At 64.5% G+C, this 21,947-nt stretch carries 19 protein-coding genes; all 19 read right to left on the bottom strand.

Annotation, left to right across the window (positions count from 1 at the left end; all coding sequences use genetic code 11):
* Window positions 1-723 precede the first annotated feature (723 nt).
* Window positions 724-2,130, bottom strand: a complete 1,407-nt coding sequence (fleR, locus tag J5M67_RS26610; RefSeq protein ID WP_207888418.1) for a sigma-54-dependent response regulator transcription factor FleR — start codon at window positions 2,128-2,130, stop codon at window positions 724-726.
* 5 nt (window positions 2,131-2,135) lie between these two features.
* A complete protein-coding gene (locus tag J5M67_RS26615) occupies window positions 2,136-3,380 on the bottom strand; it encodes a PAS domain-containing sensor histidine kinase (RefSeq protein WP_243434902.1) in 1,245 nt (414 codons plus the stop codon).
* 120 nt (window positions 3,381-3,500) lie between these two features.
* Entirely contained in the window at window positions 3,501-4,976 is a 1,476-nt protein-coding gene (locus J5M67_RS26620; RefSeq protein ID WP_207888419.1) for a sigma-54 dependent transcriptional regulator, read from the bottom strand.
* 260 nt (window positions 4,977-5,236) lie between these two features.
* A complete protein-coding gene (fliT, locus tag J5M67_RS26625; RefSeq protein WP_207888420.1) occupies window positions 5,237-5,533 on the bottom strand; it encodes a flagellar protein FliT in 297 nt (98 codons plus the stop codon).
* A gap of 14 nt (window positions 5,534-5,547) precedes the next feature.
* Window positions 5,548-5,928, bottom strand: coding sequence for a flagellar export chaperone FliS (gene fliS / locus J5M67_RS26630; RefSeq protein WP_207888421.1), 381 nt, complete (start codon window positions 5,926-5,928; stop codon window positions 5,548-5,550).
* A gap of 121 nt (window positions 5,929-6,049) precedes the next feature.
* Window positions 6,050-7,504 carry a flagellar filament capping protein FliD gene (gene fliD, locus J5M67_RS26635; RefSeq protein ID WP_207888422.1) on the bottom strand — a complete coding sequence of 485 codons (1,455 nt, stop codon included), beginning with the start codon at window positions 7,502-7,504 and terminating at the stop codon, window positions 6,050-6,052.
* Between the two features lie 83 nt (window positions 7,505-7,587).
* Window positions 7,588-7,950 (bottom strand): flagellar protein FlaG, encoded by a 363-nt coding sequence (locus tag J5M67_RS26640; protein ID WP_207888423.1) that lies wholly within the window; start codon window positions 7,948-7,950, stop codon window positions 7,588-7,590.
* Window positions 7,951-8,028: 78 nt separating this feature from the next.
* Window positions 8,029-9,522 carry a flagellin gene (locus J5M67_RS26645; protein WP_207888424.1) on the bottom strand — a complete coding sequence of 498 codons (1,494 nt, stop codon included), beginning with the start codon at window positions 9,520-9,522 and terminating at the stop codon, window positions 8,029-8,031.
* A 284-nt stretch (window positions 9,523-9,806) separates the two neighbouring features.
* A complete protein-coding gene (gene flgL / locus J5M67_RS26650) occupies window positions 9,807-11,108 on the bottom strand; it encodes a flagellar hook-associated protein FlgL (RefSeq protein WP_207888425.1) in 1,302 nt (433 codons plus the stop codon).
* A 15-nt stretch (window positions 11,109-11,123) separates the two neighbouring features.
* Complete coding sequence (gene flgK / locus J5M67_RS26655) at window positions 11,124-13,151, bottom strand: flagellar hook-associated protein FlgK (RefSeq protein WP_207888426.1); 2,028 nt, start codon at window positions 13,149-13,151, stop codon at window positions 11,124-11,126.
* A gap of 12 nt (window positions 13,152-13,163) precedes the next feature.
* Window positions 13,164-14,363 carry a flagellar assembly peptidoglycan hydrolase FlgJ gene (gene flgJ / locus J5M67_RS26660; protein WP_207888427.1) on the bottom strand — a complete coding sequence of 400 codons (1,200 nt, stop codon included), beginning with the start codon at window positions 14,361-14,363 and terminating at the stop codon, window positions 13,164-13,166.
* A 10-nt stretch (window positions 14,364-14,373) separates the two neighbouring features.
* Entirely contained in the window at window positions 14,374-15,519 is a 1,146-nt protein-coding gene (locus J5M67_RS26665; protein ID WP_243434903.1) for a flagellar basal body P-ring protein FlgI, read from the bottom strand.
* Window positions 15,520-15,529: 10 nt separating this feature from the next.
* Window positions 15,530-16,222: a flagellar basal body L-ring protein FlgH gene (gene flgH, locus J5M67_RS26670; protein WP_207888428.1), complete on the bottom strand. Its 693-nt coding sequence runs from the start codon at window positions 16,220-16,222 to the stop codon at window positions 15,530-15,532.
* Between the two features lie 63 nt (window positions 16,223-16,285).
* Entirely contained in the window at window positions 16,286-17,071 is a 786-nt protein-coding gene (flgG, locus tag J5M67_RS26675) for a flagellar basal-body rod protein FlgG (RefSeq protein WP_207888429.1), read from the bottom strand.
* Window positions 17,072-17,117: 46 nt separating this feature from the next.
* Window positions 17,118-17,867, bottom strand: a complete 750-nt coding sequence (locus tag J5M67_RS26680) for a flagellar basal body rod protein FlgF (RefSeq protein WP_207888430.1) — start codon at window positions 17,865-17,867, stop codon at window positions 17,118-17,120.
* Window positions 17,868-18,225: 358 nt separating this feature from the next.
* Window positions 18,226-19,734, bottom strand: coding sequence for a flagellar hook protein FlgE (locus J5M67_RS26685; RefSeq protein WP_207888431.1), 1,509 nt, complete (start codon window positions 19,732-19,734; stop codon window positions 18,226-18,228).
* A gap of 172 nt (window positions 19,735-19,906) precedes the next feature.
* Window positions 19,907-20,605, bottom strand: coding sequence for a flagellar hook assembly protein FlgD (gene flgD / locus J5M67_RS26690; RefSeq protein WP_207888432.1), 699 nt, complete (start codon window positions 20,603-20,605; stop codon window positions 19,907-19,909).
* 16 nt (window positions 20,606-20,621) lie between these two features.
* Window positions 20,622-21,062, bottom strand: a complete 441-nt coding sequence (gene flgC, locus J5M67_RS26695) for a flagellar basal body rod protein FlgC (protein WP_207888433.1) — start codon at window positions 21,060-21,062, stop codon at window positions 20,622-20,624.
* A gap of 5 nt (window positions 21,063-21,067) precedes the next feature.
* A complete protein-coding gene (flgB, locus tag J5M67_RS26700; RefSeq protein ID WP_207888434.1) occupies window positions 21,068-21,475 on the bottom strand; it encodes a flagellar basal body rod protein FlgB in 408 nt (135 codons plus the stop codon).
* Window positions 21,476-21,947: the final 472 nt, after the last annotated feature.

Below are 21,947 nucleotides of genomic sequence, written 5' to 3' on the forward strand. Positions count from 1 at the left end.
AGTCACTTTCTCAAACGCCAGAAAGTAACCAAAGGGCTCGTCCCGACATCCGGGTCTTCGCTTCGCTCAGACTCCCCTCCTTCCGGTATCGCTCCGAGGGTCGGCGTACAAGGGCCATCCCTGGCCCTTTACGCCTCTCGCGACATCCATGTCGCTCGCCCCTCTGCGCAATACCTCCACTCGGCCTCCTGACGGGACTCTGCGCGCGCCTGCAACTTTGGCTGCTTCATGCTGGATTGCTCTTCGTAGGATGGCGTGGAGCGAAGCGATACCCATCACGGCGGATAGCTCGGCGTTGCCCGCGATGCTCTTGAAGACTTCCAGAGAAATATCCGCGCACTCCGAGCGCCCCTTCAGGAGGCCGAGTGGAATCGGAGTTTCAGGGGTTGAGCGACATGGATGTCGCGAGAGCCGCGATGGGCCAGGGATGGCCCTTCGCAGCGGGCCCCTGAAACTTCGATGGAGCGAGGGGACCCCGGCGAAGCCGGGGCCGGATGCAGGGGCAAGACCTTTTGGTTCCTTTTGGGGCAGGGCGTTTGCCAAAAGGGACTCGCCCGAGGGGGAGAAACAAAATCTCCCGGCGCACGCCGAAGCGACGCAGAACCCCCCATACGAGAACAAAAACATCGCGGACAAAGTCCGCTCCTACAGGGATCAAGGCCCACCACCCCACCAAGAAAAAGCCCGCACAACGGCGGGCCAAGAGGGGAACTCGTCAAACCATCAACTGGCGTACAGATACGCCTCCACATCCATCCCCGCATCGCGCATCTGCGCCAGCTTGTAACGCAGGGTACGCGGGCTGATGCCCAGGCGCTCGGCGGCCTCCTTGCGGCGGCCGCGCTCGCTGCGCAGGGTGTCGATGATCATCTGGAATTCGCGGCGCTTGAGGTCTTCCCCCAGCGCTCCGGCATCCTGCACGGCAGGTGACGGAATTTCGACGCTTGCCGGAGTCGGCGCCGCCGGCACAGCGGCCAGCACCGGGCGCGGCGCATGGCCGATGGGTGCGGTCAGGCAGAGGTCGGCCGCCTGCACCTGGCCGCCCTGCTGCAGGATCAGCGAGCGCTGTATGGCGTTGTCCAGCTCACGCACGTTGCCCGGCCATGGATGCGCCAGCAAGGCGGCGCGAGCATCGGCGCCGAGGCTGACCGGCGCCAGGTTCATCTTGCGGCTGTACTTGGCCAGCAGGCGCTCGGCCAGCGGCAGGATGTCCGCCGGGCGTTCGCGCAGCGGGCGCCAGGCCAGCGGGAACACCGAAAGGCGGTAGTACAGGTCTTCACGGAAGCGCCCCGCCGCCACTTCGCCGAGCAGGTCGCGGTTGGTGGTGGCGAGCACGCGGATATCCAGGCTGATCGGCTTGCGCGCACCGACGCGCTCGACTTCACGCTCCTGCAGCACGCGCAGCAGCTTGGCCTGCAACCCCAGCGGCATCTCGGAGATTTCGTCGAGCAGGATGGTGCCGCCGTCGGCCAGTTCGAACTTGCCTGGCTGGGCGGCGATGGCGCCGGTGAAGGCGCCCTTCTCGTGGCCGAACAGGGTGGCCTCGAGCATGTTGTCCGGGATCGCCGCGCAGTTGATCGCCACGAATGGCCTGGCCGCGCGCGGCGACTGCTGGTGGATGTACTGCGCCAGCACTTCCTTGCCGGTGCCGGACTCGCCGGAGATCAGCACGGTGGAATCGCTGCGCGCGACGCGGGCGGCCAATTCCAGCAATTGTCGGCTGGCCGGCTCCAGCGCTACCGGACCGTCGCCTTCGACGCGGGCAACCGTGCCCAGCGCATGACGCGCCACCAGTTCCAGCAGGGCTTTCGGCTCGAAGGGTTTCACCAGGTAATCCGCCGCGCCCTGGCGCATGGCTTCCACGGCGCGGTCCACCGCGCCATAGGCGGTCATCAGCAGCACCGGCAGCTGTGGATAACGTGCGCGGATCAGGCCCAGCAACTGGTGCCCATCCATGCCCGGCATGTTCACATCGCTTATCACCAGGCTGAAGGCGTCCTTCTCCAGGGCCGGCAACGCGGCCTCGGCGCAGTCGACGGCGACGAAGTCGTGCCCGCCGAGCATCAGGGTGTCGGAAAGGGCTTCACGCAGGGCGCGGTCGTCTTCGACCAGCAGGACTTTGGCGGCCATGGTGTTCATTCCTTGTGAGCGATGGATTGAGCGTTGATCAACGGCAGGATCAGGGTGGCGCAGGTGCCGCGGCCGGCGCGCGAGCGCAGGCGCAGCTCGCCCTGGTGGGCCTTGGCGACGGCCTTGACTACGGCCAGGCCGAGGCCGGTGCCGGTGGTCCTGGTGGTGAAGAAGGGTTCGCCCAGGCGCGTCAGGGTTTCGGCGCTCATGCCCGGGCCGTTGTCGCTGATGGCCAGGCGCAGGCTGTCGCCGCGCGCATACAGGTGCACCTTCAGGCGCAGGTCACGGCCGGCGGCCTGGATGGCGTTCTCCACCAGGTTGAGCACAGTGCCGACCAGGGTGTCGCGGTTGCACAGCAACTCGCCCGCACGGGCGTCGCACTGCCAGCGGACGTTCAGGCCGGCGACGTGGGATTCGGCGGCGGCACGCAGGCTGGTGAACAGCTGCGCCGGCGCCAGGCGGTCTGGCAGCGGCAGCTCGCCACGGGCGAACACCAGCATGTCGCGGACCTGGTTTTCCAGTTCGTGCAGGCGTTCCTTGATCCGCCCGGCGAAGCGCTGCTGCTGTTCCAGCGGCAGCTCCTGCTCGCTCAGGTGGCTGGCATAGAGCATGGCGGCGGACAGCGGCGTGCGGATCTGGTGGGCCAGCGAGGCGACCATCCGGCCCAGGGCGGACAGGCGCTCGTGACGGGCCAGCTGGTCCTGCAGGCGACGGGTTTCCGTCAGGTCGTTGAGCAGGATGAGCTGGCCGGGCTCGCCGTTCAGCGAGCGGATGGCGATGGACACGCGGCGGCCATCGCGCAGGGAAACTTCATGGCCGTCGTCGGCACGGGGAGCGAAGCTGCGGGCGATCACCTCGCGCCAGAGCATGCCCACCAGCGGCTTGCCGAGCAGCGCGCAGGCCACCGGGTTGGCGTCGCGCACCACGCCCTGGGCATCAAGCACGATGACGCCGCCGGGCAGCACGTCGAGCAGGCTCTGCAGCCGGTTGGCCAGGCGCTCCTTCTCGGCCAGCTCCTGCATGCGCTGGGCGCTGACCAGGGCCAGTTGGCCCTTGAGCTCGGTGACGCGCGCTTCCAGCAGGCTATAGGACTCGCTGAGCTGGCTGGACATCTGGTTGAACAGGGCAAAAGCCTGTTCCAGGTTCGCGCGGCTGCTCTCCTCCACCGGCCTGCTTTCTTCGACGGGCGCAAGGGCGTCAACAGACACAAGGGAAGTGGCTTCGGGCTGGCGTTGGGCGACTGGCATCATGCGGCTCTCTCATCCGTCCGACGTCGTAGAACTGTCGGTCGGATGAGTCTTAGCAAACCGCGTGCCTAAAAATTACTCGTTATTTTTCAATAAGTTGAAGAAACGAGCATGACGGAGGCGTCAATCCTCCGCCATTTCCTCCTCGCGACGGCTCATGCCGTACTTGCGCATCTTCTCCACCAGGGTGGTGCGGCGGATGCGCAGGCGCTCGGCGGCACGGGCGACGACGCCGGCGGCATCGTCCAGCGCCTGCTGGATCAGGCCCTGCTCCAGGTTCGCGAGGTAGTCCTTCAGGTCGATGCCCTCGGCCGGCAGCATGGCCGGCGAGTCGAGGCCCGGCAGGCCGGCGCTGATCGCCGCGCGCTCTTCCAGTTCCTCGCGCAGGCTGGTCGCCAGTTGCTCGTCCTCGTCGTCGACGTGACGGAATTTCTTCGGCAGTTCTCCCACGCCGATCACGCCGTAGGGATGCATGATCGCCAGGCGCTCGACCAGGTTCGCCAGCTCGCGCACGTTGCCCGGCCAGTCATGACGGCAGAGCGACATGATGGCCGCGGAGTTGAAGCGGATCGAACCGCGCTTCTCGTGTTCCATGCGCGAGATGAGTTCGTTCATCAGCAACGGGATGTCCTCCACGCGCTCGCGCAGCGGGGCCATCTCGATGGGGAAGACGTTGAGGCGGTAGTACAGGTCTTCGCGGAAGCTGCCTTCCTCGATCATCTTCTCGAGGTTCTTGTGGGTCGCGGCGATGATGCGCACGTCCACGTTCTGCGTCTTGTTGCTGCCGACGCGCTCGAAGGTGCGCTCCTGCAGCACGCGCAGCAGCTTGACCTGCATCGGCAGCGGCATGTCGCCGATCTCGTCGAGGAACAGGGTGCCGCCGTTGGCCAGTTCGAAGCGCCCTGCCCGGCTGGTGATGGCGCCGGTGAAGGCACCCTTCTCGTGGCCGAACAGTTCGCTTTCCAGAAGCTCCGCCGGGATCGCGCCGCAGTTGACCGGCACGAAGGGCGCGTCGCGGCGCTTGGAGTGGTAGTGCAGGTTGCGCGCGACCACTTCCTTGCCGGTGCCGGACTCGCCAAGGATCAGCACGCTGGCGTCGGTGTCGGCGACCTGCTGCATCATCTGCCGCACCTGCTGGATGGCGCGGCTGGTGCCGACCAGGCTGCGGAACAGGTTGGGCTCGCGCTGGCGGCCGCGCTCGCGGGCCTGGTCGTACATCTCGCGGTAGACCTGGGCGCGGTGCAGGGAATCGAGCAGCTTGTTGTAGCTGGGCGGCATTTCCAGGCTGGCCAGCACGCGGCGGCGCAGCTCTTCGGGCCATTCGGCGGGGGCCGCCTCGCCGATCAGCAGCACGGGCAGGAACTCGTCCCAGGCGGCTACCTGCTTGAGCAGCTCCAGCGCCCCGCCCTTGCTTTCCACGTTGCCGAGCAGCACGCAGAGCACGTCACGGCTGCCGTTGGGCAGTGCGTCGACGGCCTGGCGCCAGTCGTGGCTGCCGCAGGCGATCTGGTCCTCTCCCAGGAAGCCGATGATGACCGAGAGGTCACGGCACCGTTCCTGGTTGTCGTCGATCAGGAGAATCTTGGTTTCGCGCCACATCTTTAGCTTGTCATCCCGGGGCTTTGAGGCCGTCGAACGGCTGCTGACACGAGACTGACGACGACACAATTCCAAGAAGTCGCCAGCATTTGGCCACTAGTAAAGTCAAAAATGTGGCAAGAGTCAAATTTATGGCGTGCTTTTTTTGATGCTGCCCGACGAAGGGCGTTGACCCGGATCATGGCAATCGAACCGAGGAGCGGTTTGCACAAACACAGCGGCGGCCCGTGGGCCGCCGGGGGAAGACCGATCCGAACGGATCAGCCGAACATCTGGTAGACCTTGGCGCCCTGGCTGGAGCGACGCACCGCAGTCAGCTCCTCGCCGATGGCGGTGCGCTGGGCGGTGCAGACCTTGACCAGCTCGCCGTAGAGCGCCAGCAGCTGCTCCATGGTGTCGCGCAGGGCCTGCTCGTCGCGCTCGGCGTCCTGCATGGCCACGTCCACCTGCTCGCGGCACATCCGGTCCAGTTCGCCGATGGCTTCCCAGTCCTTGCTCTGCATCGCGGCAGAGAGCGCGGCGCGGGTTTCGTTGAGTTGTTGCATGGCCTGACTCATGACTCGTCCTTCCTTCAGGCGGCGATCGCGTCCCAGCCCGATTTCACTTCGCGCAGCAGGCCGGAAACCTCGTCGAGGATCGCGGCATCGCCATTGCGGTTCGCCTCCAGCAGGCGCTCGGTCATGTAAACGTAAAGATTGTCGAGATTCAACGCCAATTCGCCGCCCTGCTCCAGGTTCAGCGCCTCGCGCAGACCGCCGACGATGCCGATGGCCTTGCCGATCAGCTCGCCACGCTCGGCCAGCTGGCCGCGCTCAATGGCACCACGGGCCTGCGCCATGCGCTCCAGGCCGCCCTGCATCAGCAGCTGGATCAGACCGTGCGGCGAGGACTCGGCAACGCGCGACTCCAGGCTGACTTGCTGATATTGCTTCATGGCTCTCATGGCGTACATGGCAGGCTCCTGCGGGGAATTTCATCTACTGACCAAGGTATCGGCCGGTAGTGCAGGAGCTTGAAGGTGAGTTGGAGAATATTTTTGCCGTGGCCGCACAAGCCGGCCACGGCGCTCAGGATCAGCTCTTGGCGAACGGCAGGCTGGCGAGCTGGCTGGTGAGGCTGTTGGCGGTGGAGGTCAGGCTGCTCACCAGCGAATCCATGGTGTTGAACTGCTTGAGCAGACGCTCCTGCAACGCGGAAATGCGCCGGTCGAGGTCGGCCTGCTGCTTGTCCGCATTCTTCAGCGTGCTCTGCAGGGCCTTGTTGCGCAGATCGAACACACCGCCGGACTGGGTATAGGGCTTGAGCTTGGCGTCCAGGCGGGTCGCCAGGCCGTTGTCGCCGACGAACAGATTGGCGACGTCCTGGAAGTTGGAACTGACCATCTTGTCCAGCTTGGTGGAGTCGAGGTCGAGGGTGCCGTCCTGCTTGGTGGTGATACCGAGGTCAGCCAGCACGCGAACGCCGGCATTGCTGTCGCCCTGGGTGCTGACCAGCTCGTTGCGCACGGTGCTCAGCAGAGAACGCATGGTGGCGTCGCCGACCAGCGCACCGGTGACCGGGGCCTTGTCCTCGCCGACAGTAGTCACCGCGGTCTGCAGTTTGATCACGCCCATCAGCTTGTTGTAGGAGTCGACGAACTTCTTGACGTTGCTCTTCACCCCAGCCTCGTCCTGGGTCACGCCGATGGTCAGCGGCTTGCCGGCCTCGGTGACGCCCTTGAGCGTGAGGGTCAGACCTTCGACGGCGTTCTCGACGGTGTTGGAATCGCTCTTGATCTGCAAGCCATCGATGGTCAGCTCGGCGCTCTTGGCGCGGGTGAGCATGCGCGCGGCGGACGGGTCGCTCGGCACCGGCGGATCGACCACGGCCGGGTCGCTCGGCGCGGCGCTGGGCGTGAAGGCCAGGCTGTTCAGGCTGGCGCTGCCGCTGCCATCGTCGCCGCTGACGCTGACGGAGATGTCCTTGCCATCGCCCATCTTGCTGCTGCTCAGGACCAGCCGCGAGCCTTGCGCATCGGTGACGATGGTGGCGCTGACGCCCTGCTCCTTGCCGGCCTTGTTGATCGCATCGCGCACACCCGCCAGGGTGTTGTTGCTGTCATCGACGACGATATCCGGCAACGCCGTGTCGCCGACCTTGATGGTCAGGCTGCCCTTGCCGAAGGTCGCCGCCTGGGTGCCGTTGGACGGCACTGCGCCAAGGGCCACCTTGCTGCCCTGGGCCAGTTGCTGGACCTCGACCTGGTAGCTGCCCACCCCTGCCGTGATCTTGGCGGTGGCGGTCAACAGATCGGTCTTGGACGAGCTGACAGCGCGTCCCTGGAAGTTCTCGGGTTTGTTCAACGCGGCAAGCGCAGTCTGGAAATCGCTGATGGCGCTCTTGACGGCACCCAGAGCAGTGATCTGCTCGGTGGTGTTCTTGCTCAGCGTGGTGATCTGGTTCTGCTTGGGCGTCTTCTCGGCATTCACCATCGCACTGACGATGCTGTTGATGTCGAGGCCCGAGCCCAGACCGGTGATGCTGGTCATATCCCTTCTCCGTCAAGATTCCGCACAGAACGCGCTATCGTCCCGAACCAAGGCAAGCGTCGTGCCAACCTGGCACAAGCGTGTCAGGCGCGGGTTTCGAACATCAGGCTGCGCATGTCGTCGAGCTGGGCGGCAAGTTTCAGCACTTCCTCGGAAGGAATTTGCCGCACCACCTTGCCAGACTCGCCGTCGATCACCTTCACCACCACATCGCCGGTGGATTCGTCGATGCTGAAGTTCAGGTCTCGGCGCGACGCCTGAACAAACTTCTGGATATCGGCCACGGCCGAATCCAGTTGGCCACGCATGGCGTCGGCACTGCCCGTGCGCTCGCCCGGCTGACTCTGCCCTTCCCCGCGCGCGCTCACTTGAGGATCGTTACCGACGGCGCGGTTCGCTGCGGTCATGCCGGCCACACTCAGGGTAGCAACGTTTCCGACGTCCATTCTTCTCACCTCGCGAATGCCAAAAAGGAGGAAGGGTTGCCCCTTCCTCCTGTCTTCACATCAGCCGTTGGCCGGGGCTTACCGGAGCAGGCTGAGGACCGACTGCGGCAGCTGGTTGGCTTGAGCCAGGATCGCGGTACCAGCCTGTTGCAGCACCTGGTTCTTCGACAGGTTCGCGGTTTCCGCGGCGAAGTCGGTGTCCTTGATGCGGCTGCGGGCGGAGGTGGCGTTTTCCGCGATGTTGGTCAGGTTGCTGATGGTGTTGTCGAAGCGGTTCTGCACCGCACCGAGGTCGGCACGCTGGCTGTCGATCGACTCCAGGGCGGCATCGATCACAGCGATGGCGGCCTGGGCGCCGTTCTGCGAGCTGATGTCGACCGAAGAGATGGCTTTCAGGGTCGAGGTTTCAGTGCCGGCAGTACCGGTAACAGTGGTGCCAGTTGCAGTTACCGAGAACGAACCCGAGCTGGAGGTACGTACTACGCCGACCACGTTGGCATCTGCCGTAGCAGCAGCGCCTTCAGTCAGGGTTACAGCTGCACCGACAGCATTGTTGTCATAATCCAGAGCCTTCAGACTTGCGGTCTGGTTACCAGCACCGTTGCCTGCAAAACCGGTGATCTTGATGTCATCGCCGGCTTCGTTGGTCAGACGCAGTTTACCGGAGGAGTCCGCAACGGCCACGATGCCAGTGCTGCCGCTGACCGAGTTGATCTTGTCGGCAAAGTCGGCGAAGTCGGTGGTCGAGGTCGCAGTAGCGGTAATGGCCACCGCGGTACCGTTCGAACCCTGCAGGTTGAAGGAGTAGGTACCTGCTGCGGAGAGACCGGAGATCTCTACGCCAGTACGGGCATCAGCGGTCACGCCGGTTTTACCGGTTTGTGCGTTGATGCTTTGCGCAATGTTCTTGGCCGAATCGTTGGCAGCAACGGTAGCGCTGGCGCTGCCCCGGGAGCCAGTGATGGCCAGGGTATCCGCACCCACGGCGTTGACTGCACCGGCAGCCAGAGACACGGTGCCGACACCACCAGCAGCTGCGCCGGTGAAATCGTTGTAGTTCATGCCCAGGGAGTTGGCCGAGGCCGACTTCAGGGTCACGTTGATGGTTTCGTTGGCGTTGGAGCCGACCTGGAAGGAGCTGGTGCCGAAGGAACCGTCGAGCAGCTTGCGGCCACCGAAGGTGGTGGTGTCGGAGATACGGCTCAGTTCCGATTGCAGCTGGCCCACTTCCTTCTGCAGGGAGGCGCGGTCGGTCTCGCTGTTGCTGCCGTTGGCCGATTGCAGGGACAGGTCACGCATACGCTGCAGGATGTTGGTGGACTGCTGCAGGGCGCCTTCAGCGGTCTGCGCCAGGGAGATGCCGTCGTTGGCGTTGCGCACAGCAACGTTCAGGCCACTGATCTGGTTGGACAGACGGTTGGAGATCTGCAGACCGGCGGCGTCGTCCTTGGCGCTGTTGATGCGGCTACCGGTGGACAGGCGCTGCAGCGAAGTACCCAGGGCGTTGGAAGAAGACGACAGGTTGCGCTGAGTGTTCAGGGAAGAAATGTTCGTGTTGACTGTCAGGGCCATGGTGAGTTCCTCCAAAGAACCTTGTGGTCGGGTGCCTGATGTTGCGACCCCTGGGTCTGTTTGCTCAGGCTCCCCAAGAATTCGCATTCGTAATCTGTATCGGCGCTGATCCGGTGAGCTTTAGCGAAATTTCCGCAGATTTTTTTCAGCTTTCGAATCAGTCACTTGCAGATGCTTGCCGCCAGAAGCAGGCGTAGAAGCGAGAAGATTTCTGCGTACAAACTGTGTCGACAAAAAAGCCCACGGCTTTAGGCACGTGGGCTTTTTTGATTCCTGGCAGACGATCAGTTGAGGTAGTTGAACAGGCTCAACCCGCTGATCTTCACGTAGCTCTGCTGCGCCGCCTGCAGCACGGTGGACTGCATCGAGAGACGCGACAGCGCCTCGGCATAGTCCAGGTCCTGCAGGTCGGAAATCACTCCGGTATTCACCAATTTCACGTCATCGATGAAGGTCTCGGTGGAATCGATCACGTTGAGCCGCGCGCCGATCTTGCCCTGCCCGGTCAGCACCTGGCCGTTCGCCGTGTCGAGATTGCTGATTGCCACCGCCGTCGCATCGCGTATCGCGTAGGTGTCGGCCTGGGTGTCGCCCGCACTCTGCAATGCCTTGCGCAGGTCGGAGACGACGTTGAGCAGGCTGCGTTTTTCCGCGGACGGATCGCGGTTGATGGAGAAGCTGTCGCCACCCTTCACCTGGCCATCCAGCTGCACCTTCACCCCGCCGTAACGGATGAAGTCGTTGGTCGCGGGGTTGTCATCGAGGGTGCCCGCCGACTTGGTCGGAAAGGACGGCGCCGCCGGGTCGGTGGTGGTCCAGTCATAGCCGGCGGGAATGTCCTTGAGGTCGTAGACGACGTAGTTCTTGTCATCGAGGAAGTGGATGCCCACGCCATCGGTGGCCGCTGGTGGCGTGCTCGATGGGAAGGTCGCGTCGTAGGCCTGCTTGTCTTCCACCAGACCTGCGGAAATCCTCCCGCTGCCGGTATTGCCCGCCGCCGCACCGGTGATCACACGGTTGGCGTTGGTGACATCCTCGAACAGCGCCTTGCCGCTGTCGCTGATCGGCAGCGTGGTGCTGCTGGCGATCTGCACCTGGCGCTGGCTCTCGTCGCCCTGGTAGGTGAAGGTGCCGTCCGGATTGCGCACGTAGGGCTGGGTGTCACCCTGGGAGCCGGAGAACAGGTACTTGCCGCTGGCGTCCTTGCTGTTGAGCAGGTTCAGCAGTTCGTCCTCGCGCTGCGATAACTCGGTGGCGAGGGAGGCTCGGTCGGTATGGTCCAGTGCGCCGTTGCCGGCCTGCACGGCGATCTCACGGACGCGCTGGAGGATATTGCCCACCGAGTTGAGGATCGCGTCCTCCGAGGTGAGGTTGTTCTTCGCCGCCGTGATGTTGCTCTTGTACTGGTCGTTGAGCGACTGCTCCTGGCTCAGTTGCAACAGCCGCACCGACGCCACCGGGTCGTCCGCCGGGGTGAGGATGCGCTTGCCGGTGCTGATCTGCTCCTGGGTGCGGGTGACGTTGCCGTAGTTCTTCTGCAGGCCGCCGACCGAGTTGTTGTAGGCCTGGATGGTGGAGATACGCATGGTCAACTTCCTCTATCAGCGGAACGCGCCGATCAGCGTGTCGAACAGGGAACGGGCGACCTGGATCACCTGGGCCGACGCGCTGTAGTACTGCTGGAACTGGATGAGGTTGGCCGCCTCTTCGTCGAGGTTCACCCCCGACAGCGAGTCGCGGTTGTCCTGCGCCTGCTTGAGCACGGTGGCGCTGGCGTCGGCATTGTTGCGCACCTGCGCGGTCAGGGTGCCGATGCGTTCCACCAAGCCGCCGTAGGAATCGTTGAAGCTGGCGCCGGTGCTGCCGGTGCCGCCCACGGTGGGTTTGCTCTGCAGGCCGGAGAGCGCCAGGGCGTTGCTGTTGTCGGAGATACCCTTGGTGTTCATGCCCAGGGTGAAGCTGTCGCCGGCCTGGGGCACGCCGCTCAGGGTGAATTCGTAGCTGTACTGATTGCCGCTGCCCGGATCGGTGTAGTCCAGGCGCACCGTGTTGGTCTGCCCCGAGGTCAGGCCGGTGGTCGAGGGCGACACGTAGCTCAGGGTGGCGCCCGCCGGCAGCGTGCCGGTCAGGGTATTGGTGGTGGAGTCGAAACTGAGGCTCAGGCCACCCGCGCCGAACAGGTTCTGCAGGTCGCTGGTGAGGACCGGCGACGGGCCGCTGGTGAGCTTGGGCTGGCCGATGGCGCCAGTGCCACGGTTGTTGGTGGTGGCTTCGCTGCGGGCGGTGCCGGCGAAGGCCAGCTGGTCGCCCTTGGTCAGCGTCGTATTGATGTCCGACGCGCCGCGGCGGGTGGGTTGCAGGGTGAAGCCGTCGCCGGCCGGCGGCAGGCTGTTCATGGTCACCTGGAAGCCCTGGTCGCCCCCACTGCCGTCGGCGAAGCTCAGGGTGTAGGGACCGCTGCCGCTCACGGTGACGTTGATCGGCGCATTGTCGGACAGGCGCCGCGCGGTGAAGTTGGTGCCGTCGTACTCCAGGCGGTAGTCGCTGACGCCGAGCTTGCTGGTGTCGGTGATGTTCAGGCTGGGGCTGACGGTGCCGGCGTTGCCGGACTGGGCGATGACCCGCAACGCGGTGATGGTCGGGTCGTTGATGTCGCCGAACAGCCGGCTGCCGGCATTGCCGGAGAGGTCCAGGCCCTGGCCGAGCTGCTTGTTGACGGCATCGGCGAAGGTGACGGCGATCTGCCCGAGCTTGTTGTACGAGGCGTCCAGCGCGGTATCGCGGTACGCCAGCAAACCGCCCATCTGGCCGCCGGAAACCTGGCTGGTGATGGTCTGGATGGCGCTGCCGCTGACCAGTTGCACCTGGAAGCGGGTCGGATCGTCCGCGCCCGGCACTACCTGCAACGCCGACGTGGTGGTGCCCACCACCAGCGGCTGGCCGGTGCCGATGAACAGGTTGACGCTGCTGTCGTCCTGCGGCACGGCCTGCACGCCGATCAGCTCGGAGAGTTTGCGGATGGTCTCCTCGCGTGCGTCGATCAGGTCGTTGGGCTGGCCGCCGGCGGCCTTGGCCTTGGCGATGGCGTCGTTGTAGCTGGCGACGCTGGTCGCCAGGGAATTGACCTGGTTGGCCAGCGAGCCGAGCTGCTGGTTGATCAGGCTGTTCTGCTTGTCGAGCTGGTCGTACAGGGTGTTGAAGGACTTCGATACGCCCTGCGCCTCCGCCAGCAGCGCCTCGCGGCCCTCGGTGGCGGACGGGTTGGCGGCGGCGGTCTGCAGCGCGGCGAAGAACTTCTGCAACGCCGGGCTGATGCCGGTGGTGGTGTCCGAGAGCAAGGCATCGAGCTGCTCGATCTGCCCCTGGAAGGCACTCAGTTCATTGGTCTGGCTGGTGGCGCTGCGCACCTGGGTGAACAGGAAGTCGCTGGCCAGCCGGCGCACGTCGACCACCTGGCTGCCCGAGCCGATGTAGCCGGCCCCGGTGTACTGCGGGATGCCGCTCTGCTGCACCGATTGCTGGCGGGAATAGCCGGGCGTGTTGACGTTGGTGATGTTGTGGCCGGTCACCGTCAACGAGGTCTGGCTCGAACGCAGGCCCGACAGGCCAATGGACAGTAGATCGCTCATTACTCTTGGTCCTTATCCCAGGGGCGGGGTGTCCGCCGCGGCAACCGCCTGGTACACCTGCATCTGCTTGGCGATCTGCGCGACCTTGCGGGCGTAGTTCGGATCGGTGGCATAGCCGGCGCGCTGCAGTTCCTTCATGAATTGCTCGGGGCGCCCGGTGGAATCCAGCGCGTCCGAATAGCGGTCGTTGTTCTGCAGGAAGCTCACGTAGTCGTTGAAGCTCTGCTCGAAGGAGTCGTAGGAGCGGAACGCCGCGACTTCCTTCACTTTCTTGCCGTTCACGTATTCGCTGGTCACCGCCCGCGCGGAGTCGCCGTCCCAGCTGGAACCGGACTTGATGCCGAACAGGTTGTGGCTGCTGGAACCGTCCTGGTCGCGGATGATGGATTTGCCCCAGCCGGTTTCCAGCGCGGCCTGGGCCACCAGGTAGCGCGCATCGACGCCGATGCGCTGGGCGGCTTTCTGCGCCATGGGCAGCATGGTGGCGACGAATTCGTCTGCCGAACCGAAGGCCGACTTGCCTGGCGCCAGCGGCGGCTGGGCGTAGCGACGGCCGCTTACGTCCTGGGCGCCGGCGGCGGCATCGATGGCGTCCACGGCATTGGCGTAGGACTTGGCGGTCTGCCAGTCGTTGCCGGCCAGCGGCTTGCCCTGCTCTTCCGATTTCGCCGCGCCCGGCACGATGCCGGCCATCACGCGGTCGGCCAGCTTGCCGGGCAGGGACAGGCGACGGGCATTGAGCATTTTCGAGTCGTCACGGCCTTCCGCCGGCTGCGGCAAAGTCTTGCCACTGGCGTTGACGCCGGTGGTGGTCGGCCAGGCGGAGGTCTGGCCGACCTTGGCGAACGGGTTCGCCGCGCCCACCCGCTTGCCGCTGTTCATGTGCGACAGCTGGCGGGTCAGCACGTCCGACAGGCCGATGCCGTGGCCTTGGGTGGACAGGCTGACGGCCAGCTGCTGGTCGTACATTTCCTGGTACTGCTTGGTGGTCTGGGTGTTCATGAAGTTGCCTTCGGCGAGCACGTCGTTGGCCGAGCGCATCGACTTGAGCATTTCGTTCATGAACAGCGATTCGAATTCCTGGGCGACCTTGCGGATGTTGGCTTCGCTGTCGCGCCCGGCGCCGTTCTTCAGCTGTGCCAGACGGTTGAGGTCGGTGTAGGCCCCGGAGTTGGTGCCCGAGGCACCGGCGGAAAACAGTTTGGCGTCCACGGCGGCGTCCTCAGATCACGATCAGGTCGGCTTGCAGCGCGCCGGCCTGTTTCAGGGCTTCGAGGATCGCCATCAGGTCGCTGGGCGCGGCGCCCACCTGGTTAACGGCGCGGACGATTTCATCCAGCGTGGTGCCGGGGCCGAACTTGAACATCGGCTTGGCTTCCTGGTTGGCACTCACATTCGACTTCGGCACCACGGCGGTCTGGCCGTTGGAGAACGGGCCGGGCTGGCTGACGATGGGGTCTTCGGTGATGGTCACGGTGAGGCTGCCGTGGGTCACGGCGGCCGGCGACACACGCACGTTCTGGCCGATCACGATGGTGCCGGTGCGCGAGTTGATGATGACCTTGGCCACTGCCTCGCCCGACTGCACGTCGAGGTTTTCCAGCACCGACATGTAGTCCACGCGCTGGTTCGGATCCAGCGGCGCGCTGACCCGCACCGAGCCGCCATCGATGGCCTGGGCAACGCCCGGGCCGAGCAGTTCGTTGATGCGGTCGACGATGTGCTTGGCGGTGGTGAAATCCGGACGGTTGAGGTTCAGGGTCAGGCTGTTGCCCTGGTCGAAGCCGCTCGGCACCGAGCGCTCCACGGTGGCACCGGCCGGGATGCGGCCGGCCGACGGTACGTTGACGGTGATCTTCGAGCCGTCGCGGCCTTCGGCGTCGAAGCCGCCGACCACCAGGTTGCCCTGGGCCACGGCGTAGGTCTGGCCGTCGATGCCCTTGAGCTGGGTCATCAGCAGGCTGCCGCCGCGCAGGCTCTTGGCGTTGCCGATGGAGGACACGGTGATGTCGATGGTCTGACCCGGCTTGGCGAAGGCCGGCAGGTCGGCATGCACGGACACCGCGGCGACGTTCTTCAGCTGCACGTTGCCGACGTTGGCCGGCACCTTGATGCCGAACTGCGCCAGCATGTTGTTGAAGGTCTGCAGGGTGAAGGGCGTCTGGGTGGTCTGGTCGCCGCTGCCATCCAGGCCCACGACCAGACCGTAGCCGATCAGCTGGTTGTTGCGCACACCCTGGATGGTGGCGATGTCCTTGAGTCGCTCAGCCTGAGCAGCCGGAATCACCAGCAACGCACAAAGCACCGCCAGAGCGTAGGAGCGGACTCCGTCCGCGATCGCTACCCACGTTTTTCCAGAGGCAATCATGCTCACCACCTCAGAACGGGAACAGCGGGCTGAGGAAGAAGCGATCGAACCAGCCCGGCTGGCTCGCATCGGCGAACGCACCGGTGCCCGAGTAGGTGATGCGCGCGTCGGCCACGCGGGTGGACGACACGGTGTTGTCGGTGGCGATGTCGTCGGCGCGGATCAGCCCGGCGATGCGCACCAGCTCGTTGCCGGTGTTCAGGGTCATCCACTTCTCGCCGCGCACGGCAAGGATGCCGTTGGGCATGACGTCAGCCACCGTGACGGTCACCGAGCCGGTCAGGCTGTTGCTCTGCCCTGCCTGGCTGTCGCCCTTGGCATCGCGGGAGCCGCCGTACTCGGCGCTCAGGCTCAGCTCGCCGCCGCCGATGGGATTGTCGGTGGTCAGGCCGCTGCCGAGCATCGAGGTCAGGCCCATCTTGGTCTTGCTGTCCTTGGAGATGTCCGAGTTGGCTTTCTTGCTGGCCTGGGTCTTCTCGTTGAGGGTGATGGTGATGATGTCACCGACACGGAAGGCCTTGCGGTCGCCGTAGAGGTTGTTGTCGAAACCGCTCTGGTAGATCGAACCGTTGTTCTGCGCGGCGGGCACCGGGGTGCGCGGCAGCACGGGGGCGTAATAGGGGTCGTCCGGTTTCGGCGGAGGACTGACGCACCCGGCCAGCGCGGCGATGGCCAGCAGCGGAAGAAGGTGGGAACGGTTCATTTACAGCTACCTCTCGGGGAGAGCGACTACGGTTTCACCAGAGCCCGGAGGCTCCGTCATTCACTAAAGGTTCTGGGTGACGAAGGACAACATCTGGTCGGCCGTGGAGATGACCTTGGAGTTCATCTCGTAGGCGCGCTGGGTGGTGATCATGTTCACCAGTTCCTCGACCACGTTGACGTTGGAGTTTTCCAGGGTGTTCTGCTGTACGGTGCCCAGGCCGTTGAGGCCCGGCGTGCCGACCTGCGGCGCGCCGCTGGCGCCGGTTTCCAGGAACAGGTTGCCGCCGATGGCCTCGAGGCCCGCCGGGTTGACGAAGTCGGCGGTCTGGATGTTGCCGATGATCTGCGGTTGCGGGTTGCCGGGGGTGGTCACCGAGACGGTGCCGTCCTGGCCGACGGTGAAGGTCTGGGTCTCGTTCGGCACGACCACGGCCGGCTCCAGCGCATAACCGTTGGCGGTGACGATCTGGCCGTCGGAGTTCAGGTGGAAGCTGCCGTCACGGGTGTAGCCAACGGTGCCGTCGGGCATCAGGACCTGGAAGAAGCCGCGACCGTTGACCGCCATGTCCAGCGGCTGGTCGGTGGTCTGCAGGCTGCCTTCGCTGAAGTTCTTCTGGGTGCCGACGATGCGCACACCGGTGCCCAGCTGCAGGCCCGAAGGCAGCTCGCTGTCCTGGGTGGAGTTGGCGCCGGGCTGGCGTTTGATCTGGTACAGCAGGTCCTGGAACTCCGCGCGGTCGCGCTTGAAGCCCGTGGTGGAAACGTTCGCCAGGTTGTTGGAAATGGTGGTCAGGTTCATGTCCTGGGCCGAAAGACCCGTCTTGCTGACCCACAGTGCCGAAAGCATCGTCGTTCTCCTCGGGCGCCGGATTCATGGCGCCTCGATCAGGTGATTAGCTGAATTGCAAAACCCGCGCCATGGCTGCCGAATCGTCCTCGGCGGTGCGCATCATCTTTACGTGGAGCTCGAACTGGCGGGACAGCGAGAGGATCGAAGTCATCTCCTCCACCGCGTTGACGTTGCTCGCTTCGAGGAAGCCGGATTCGAGCCTGGCGCTGGCATCGGGCTGCGGCGCCGGCTTGCCCGGCTCCTGCTTGATGCGTACCAGGCCGTCGAGGCCCTTCTCCAGCTTCTTCGGGTCCGGGGTGACCAGCTTGATGCGGTCGACCTCGGCCACCACGCTGGGGCTATCGCCCAGGCCGCGGATGCTGATGGTGCCGTCTTCGCCGATGTCGATCTTTTCCTCCGGCGGCACGGCAATCGGCCCGCCATTGCCGATCACCGGCAAACCGTCGCCGGTGCGCAGCTGGCCGAGGGCATCGATTTCCAGGCTGCCGGTGCGCACGTAGGCTTCGCCGCCATCGGGCGCCTGCACGGCGATCCATGCATCGCCCTTGGCGGCGACGTCGAGGTCGCGGCCGGTTGCCTGCAGGCTGCCGGGGGTGAAGTCGGTGGCCGGACGCTCGGTCATGGCATAGACCCGCGCCGGGAAACTGTCGCCGAACACCTGCATCGAGCGCGCTTGCTCGAAGTCACGGCGGAAGCCGTTGGTGGAGATGTTTGCCAGGTTGTTGGCGTGAGCGCGCATGGCCAGGGTGTTCTGGCTCGCTCCGCTCATCGAGACGTACAGCATCTTGTCCATCGAATCCTCCAGACCCGCGGCGATTGCCGGTCGCGGGCGTCATGGAGGCTATTCAGCAAGGGGCGTGCCAGAACTGAATTTCTATCTTAAGCCTTTGATTTAAAAGGGCTAAGAAAAATAAAAAGCTCCCGAAGGAGCCTTTCGAAGCCGGTGGCGGCGAGGGTCTGCCGCCACCGGCAAGGGGATTTGCCGCTTCCACGACGCCTTAGATGAAGGAGCCTGGACGCAGGGCGTATAACGCTCCGCGTTATACGCCGATCAGCCCTGGCGCCAATCCGCTCCGAGTTCGAACCGGGCAGCGGCGACGAGCGAGGTGCAACGGCGTACAACCGCGAACGGTTGTACGCCCTACGGACGGTTACCGCAGGTTGATGATGGTCTGGGTAACCGCATCCTCGGTCTGGATGGTCTTGGCGTTGGCCTGGTAGTTGCGCTGGGCGACGATCAGGTCCACCAGCTCGCTGGACAGATCGACGTTGGACGCTTCCAGCGCGCCGGACTGCAAGGCGCCGAGGGTGCCCGAACGCGGAGTGCCGACCACCGGCTCGCCGGACTGCGAGGACTGTACCCAGGAGGTTTTGCCGATCGGCGTCAGGCCCTGGACGTTGGCGAAGTTCGCCAGCACCACCTGCCCCTGAATCTTGGACTGGCCGTTGGTGTAGCGGGCGAAGATGTTGCCCTGGTCGTCGATTTCCAGGCCCGAGAGCTGGCCGGTGGTGTAGCCGTCCTGGTTGACGCTGTTCACCGCGAAGGCGGTGGCGTACTGGGTGGAGCTGCGGATGTCCAGGTTGATGCCACCCGAATTCGCGGTGGCGCCGTTGGCGCTCCAGGTCGGCGGCGTCTTGCCGTCGGAGATTGCCGGCACCCAGTTGCTCAGGACCAGGGTACCGTCGCCGCTGGGGTTCGGGACGAAACCGTCTCCGGTGAGGTTGCTCACCGGGGTCTGGGTCTGCAACTGCCCTGCCGCGCTGAACGTCAGGTTGACCTGGTACGGACTGGTACCCATGCCATTGACGGCGGCCAGCACGCTGGCCGGGGTCGCGCCGGCCGCAGCGGCGGCCGCAGCGGCTGCCGCCTTGGCGGCGGGCGTTGCCGTGGATGCCGCCACCGCGTTGGAGACATCCGCAGCCGTCGCCCCGGCAACACCGGCCGCCGTGGTCGCGGCGCTGATGGCCGTGGTGTCATCGGTCGGATTGGCCGGGTTGCGGCCGTCCACCAGCACGTTCATGGTCCAGTCGTTGGGACCGGTCTTGGTGAAGTACTGGGTCAGCACGTGGGCGTTGCCCTGGCTGTCGTAGATGTTCACCGAGGTCGACGAGTTATAGGTCGTCGGGTCGCTGGCGTTGAACGGGGTGACCGTCGGCGTGGTGTTGGTGGAGTTCAGGTTGAAGGTCTGGTCGACCTGGCTGGTGGCCTTCGGCGCCTGGTTGCTGGTTTCGATGTGCAGGTCGCCAACCACGCCGTTCTGCAGCTGGCCCTGGGCATTCACCGCATAGCCCTGCAGGCGGTAACCGTTGTTGTCGACCACGTAGCCGTTCTTGTCGGTGCCGAAGTAGCCCGCGCGAGTGTAGCTGACCGCACCGTTGTTGCTGGTGACGAAGAAGCCGTTGCCGTTGATGGCCATGTCCAGCGCGTTCTGCGTCGAGTCGATGGTGCCCTGGTTGAACAGCTGCGAGACGTTGGACAACCGCACGCCGCTGCCGACCGGGTTGCTGCCGGAACCCAGCACGGAAGCGGCATACACATCGGAGAACTCCGAGCGCGACTGCTTGAAGCCGACAGTGCTGGCGTTGGCGATGTTGTTGCCGGTGGTATTCAGGTCACTGGAGGCGGCATTGATACCGCTGAGCCCGATATTGAAAGACATCTCTAATCTCCTTGTCGGTATCGCCGACTCGAATCTGTTCAGGAGCCTCTGCGCGTCGGCTGGGCTGCGTTGGAAGCGAACTCGGACTGCTCATTTGCAAACACGCAAACTCCGCGTCCTCATCCGCTTCCGCCTTGCCCAGCGCTAGCTCGATGGCTCCTGGCCTGGTTCGTTACTGGCCGATGATCTGGACCTTGGAAAGGCCGATGCTGCCCAGCCCGGCGAGGTTCAGCGTCAGCTCGCCGCCGTTCTGCCCGAGGGTCACGCTGTCGACGTTGGCCGGCAGGAAGGTGGTCAGGGCGTAGGTCTTGCCTTCGTAGTTGGTCTGCGCCTCGAACTTGTAGCGCCCCGGCGGCGCGAGATTGCCGCTGGAATCCTTGCCGTCCCACATGAAGCTGACGTTGCCGGCCGCCTGCTGGCCCATCTCGACACGGTTCACCAGGGCGCCCTTGTCGTCATAGACGTTGACCCAGCTGTTGGCGGTGGAAATCGGCATCGTGTAGGTGCCCTTGAAGGTCTCGGAGGTATCGACCATCGACTTGTCGGTCGGCACGATGACCTTGCGCCCCACCAGGGACGAGGCTTGCAGCGCTTGGGACGACTGGTAGTTGGAGAGCATGCTGTCCATGCTGCTGTTCAGCGACTGGATGCCTTCCACGGTGCTGAACTGCGCCAGCTGGGCGATGAACTCGCCGTTCTGCTGGGGCGACATCGGGTCCTGGTTGTTCATCTGCGCTACCAGCAGCTTGAGGAACTCATCCTTGCCGAGCTTGCTGTTGCCGCCCGCGGAGCCGCTGCTGCTGTCCTTGTTGATCGCATACTGGTCCAGAACCGAGCTGGAGCCGTTGATGCTGCTGTTGTCGATGCTCATCGTGCTTCCTCAGCGCTTACTGACCCAGGGTCAGGACCTTCTGCATCATCTGCTTGGCGGTGTTCATCATTTCCGCGTTGGTCTGGAACGCACGGCTGGCGGAGATCATGTCGGCCATCTCCTCCACCACGTTGACGTTCGGGTAGTACACGTAGCCGTCCTTGTCGGCGGCCGGGTGGTTGGGCTCGTAACGCGGCATCAGAGAGCTCTTGTCCTCGATCACGCCCAGCACCTGCACGCCCGAGCCGGACTGGTCGGTGTCGGCGAACAGCGAACCTTGGTCGCCCTGGGCTTGCTGGAACATGGTGGCGAACACCGGGTGACGCGCGCGGTAGGTCTTGTCGACGCTGGAGGAGACGGTCTCGGCGTTGGCGATGTTCGAGGCGGTGGTGTTCAGACGGGTGCTCTGGGCACTCATGCCGGTACCGGCGATGTTGAAGACACTGGCAAGCGACATGGCGATTACTCCCCGCGCAGGGCATTCATCAGCCCTTTGAACTTGTTGTTGAGGAAGGTGAACGAAGCCTGGAACTGCACGGAGTTCTCCGCGTAGTTGGACTGTTCGATCTGCTCATCCACGGTGTTCTGGTCCATCGAGGGCTGGAACGGCGTGCGGTACTTCAGCGCGTCCTCGCCCATGCTGAAACCGTCAGCGGCGATGTGATGCGCATTGGTACGGGTGGCATTGAAGGTGCCGTTCTTCATCTTGTCGGACTGGGCCGCAAGCACCGAGGCGAAATCCAGGTCGCGCGCCTTGTAGTTCGGCGTGTCGGCGTTGGCCAGGTTGTTGGCCAGGACTTCAGCGCGCTGGGAGCGGAAGCTCAGTGCTTGCTGGTGGATGCCGAGGGCTTTGTCGAAGCTGATGCTCATGGTCGCGAACCTGTTTGCCGGTGTGGGCCTGCCAACACTTCAGCAAGGTGCGTGCCAGATTTATATATCCTTTTAAATCAATGACTTGATCATGTATCGGGAGCGGCAATGGGCGGCAAACAGCGGCAAGCGGCAACCGGTTTCCTTGCCGCCGGGGAGAAAGCGGCAAGGTTGCCGCCCTCTTCCATCATTGCCGCTCGCGGTCACTTTTCGTAGGAGCGGACTCTGTCCGCGATGCGTGGGGTTGGGCATTTCTGCGCCGCTTCGGCATGCTCGGATGTTTTCTGTTTCGCCCCCTCGGGCGAGTCCCTTTTGTCAAACGACACAAAAGGAACCAAAAGGTCTTGCCCCATCATCCGGCCCCGGCTTCGCCGGGGGTGATTCGCTTCGCTCACCCTTCGGGCCAGCCTTCGGCTGTTACTACGCTTCGCTTCGTTTCCCTCGCTCCATCGAAGTTTCAGGGGCCCGCCGC

Source organism: Pseudomonas sp. 30_B, from assembly GCF_017491605.1.
GTDB lineage: Bacteria > Pseudomonadota > Gammaproteobacteria > Pseudomonadales > Pseudomonadaceae > Pseudomonas.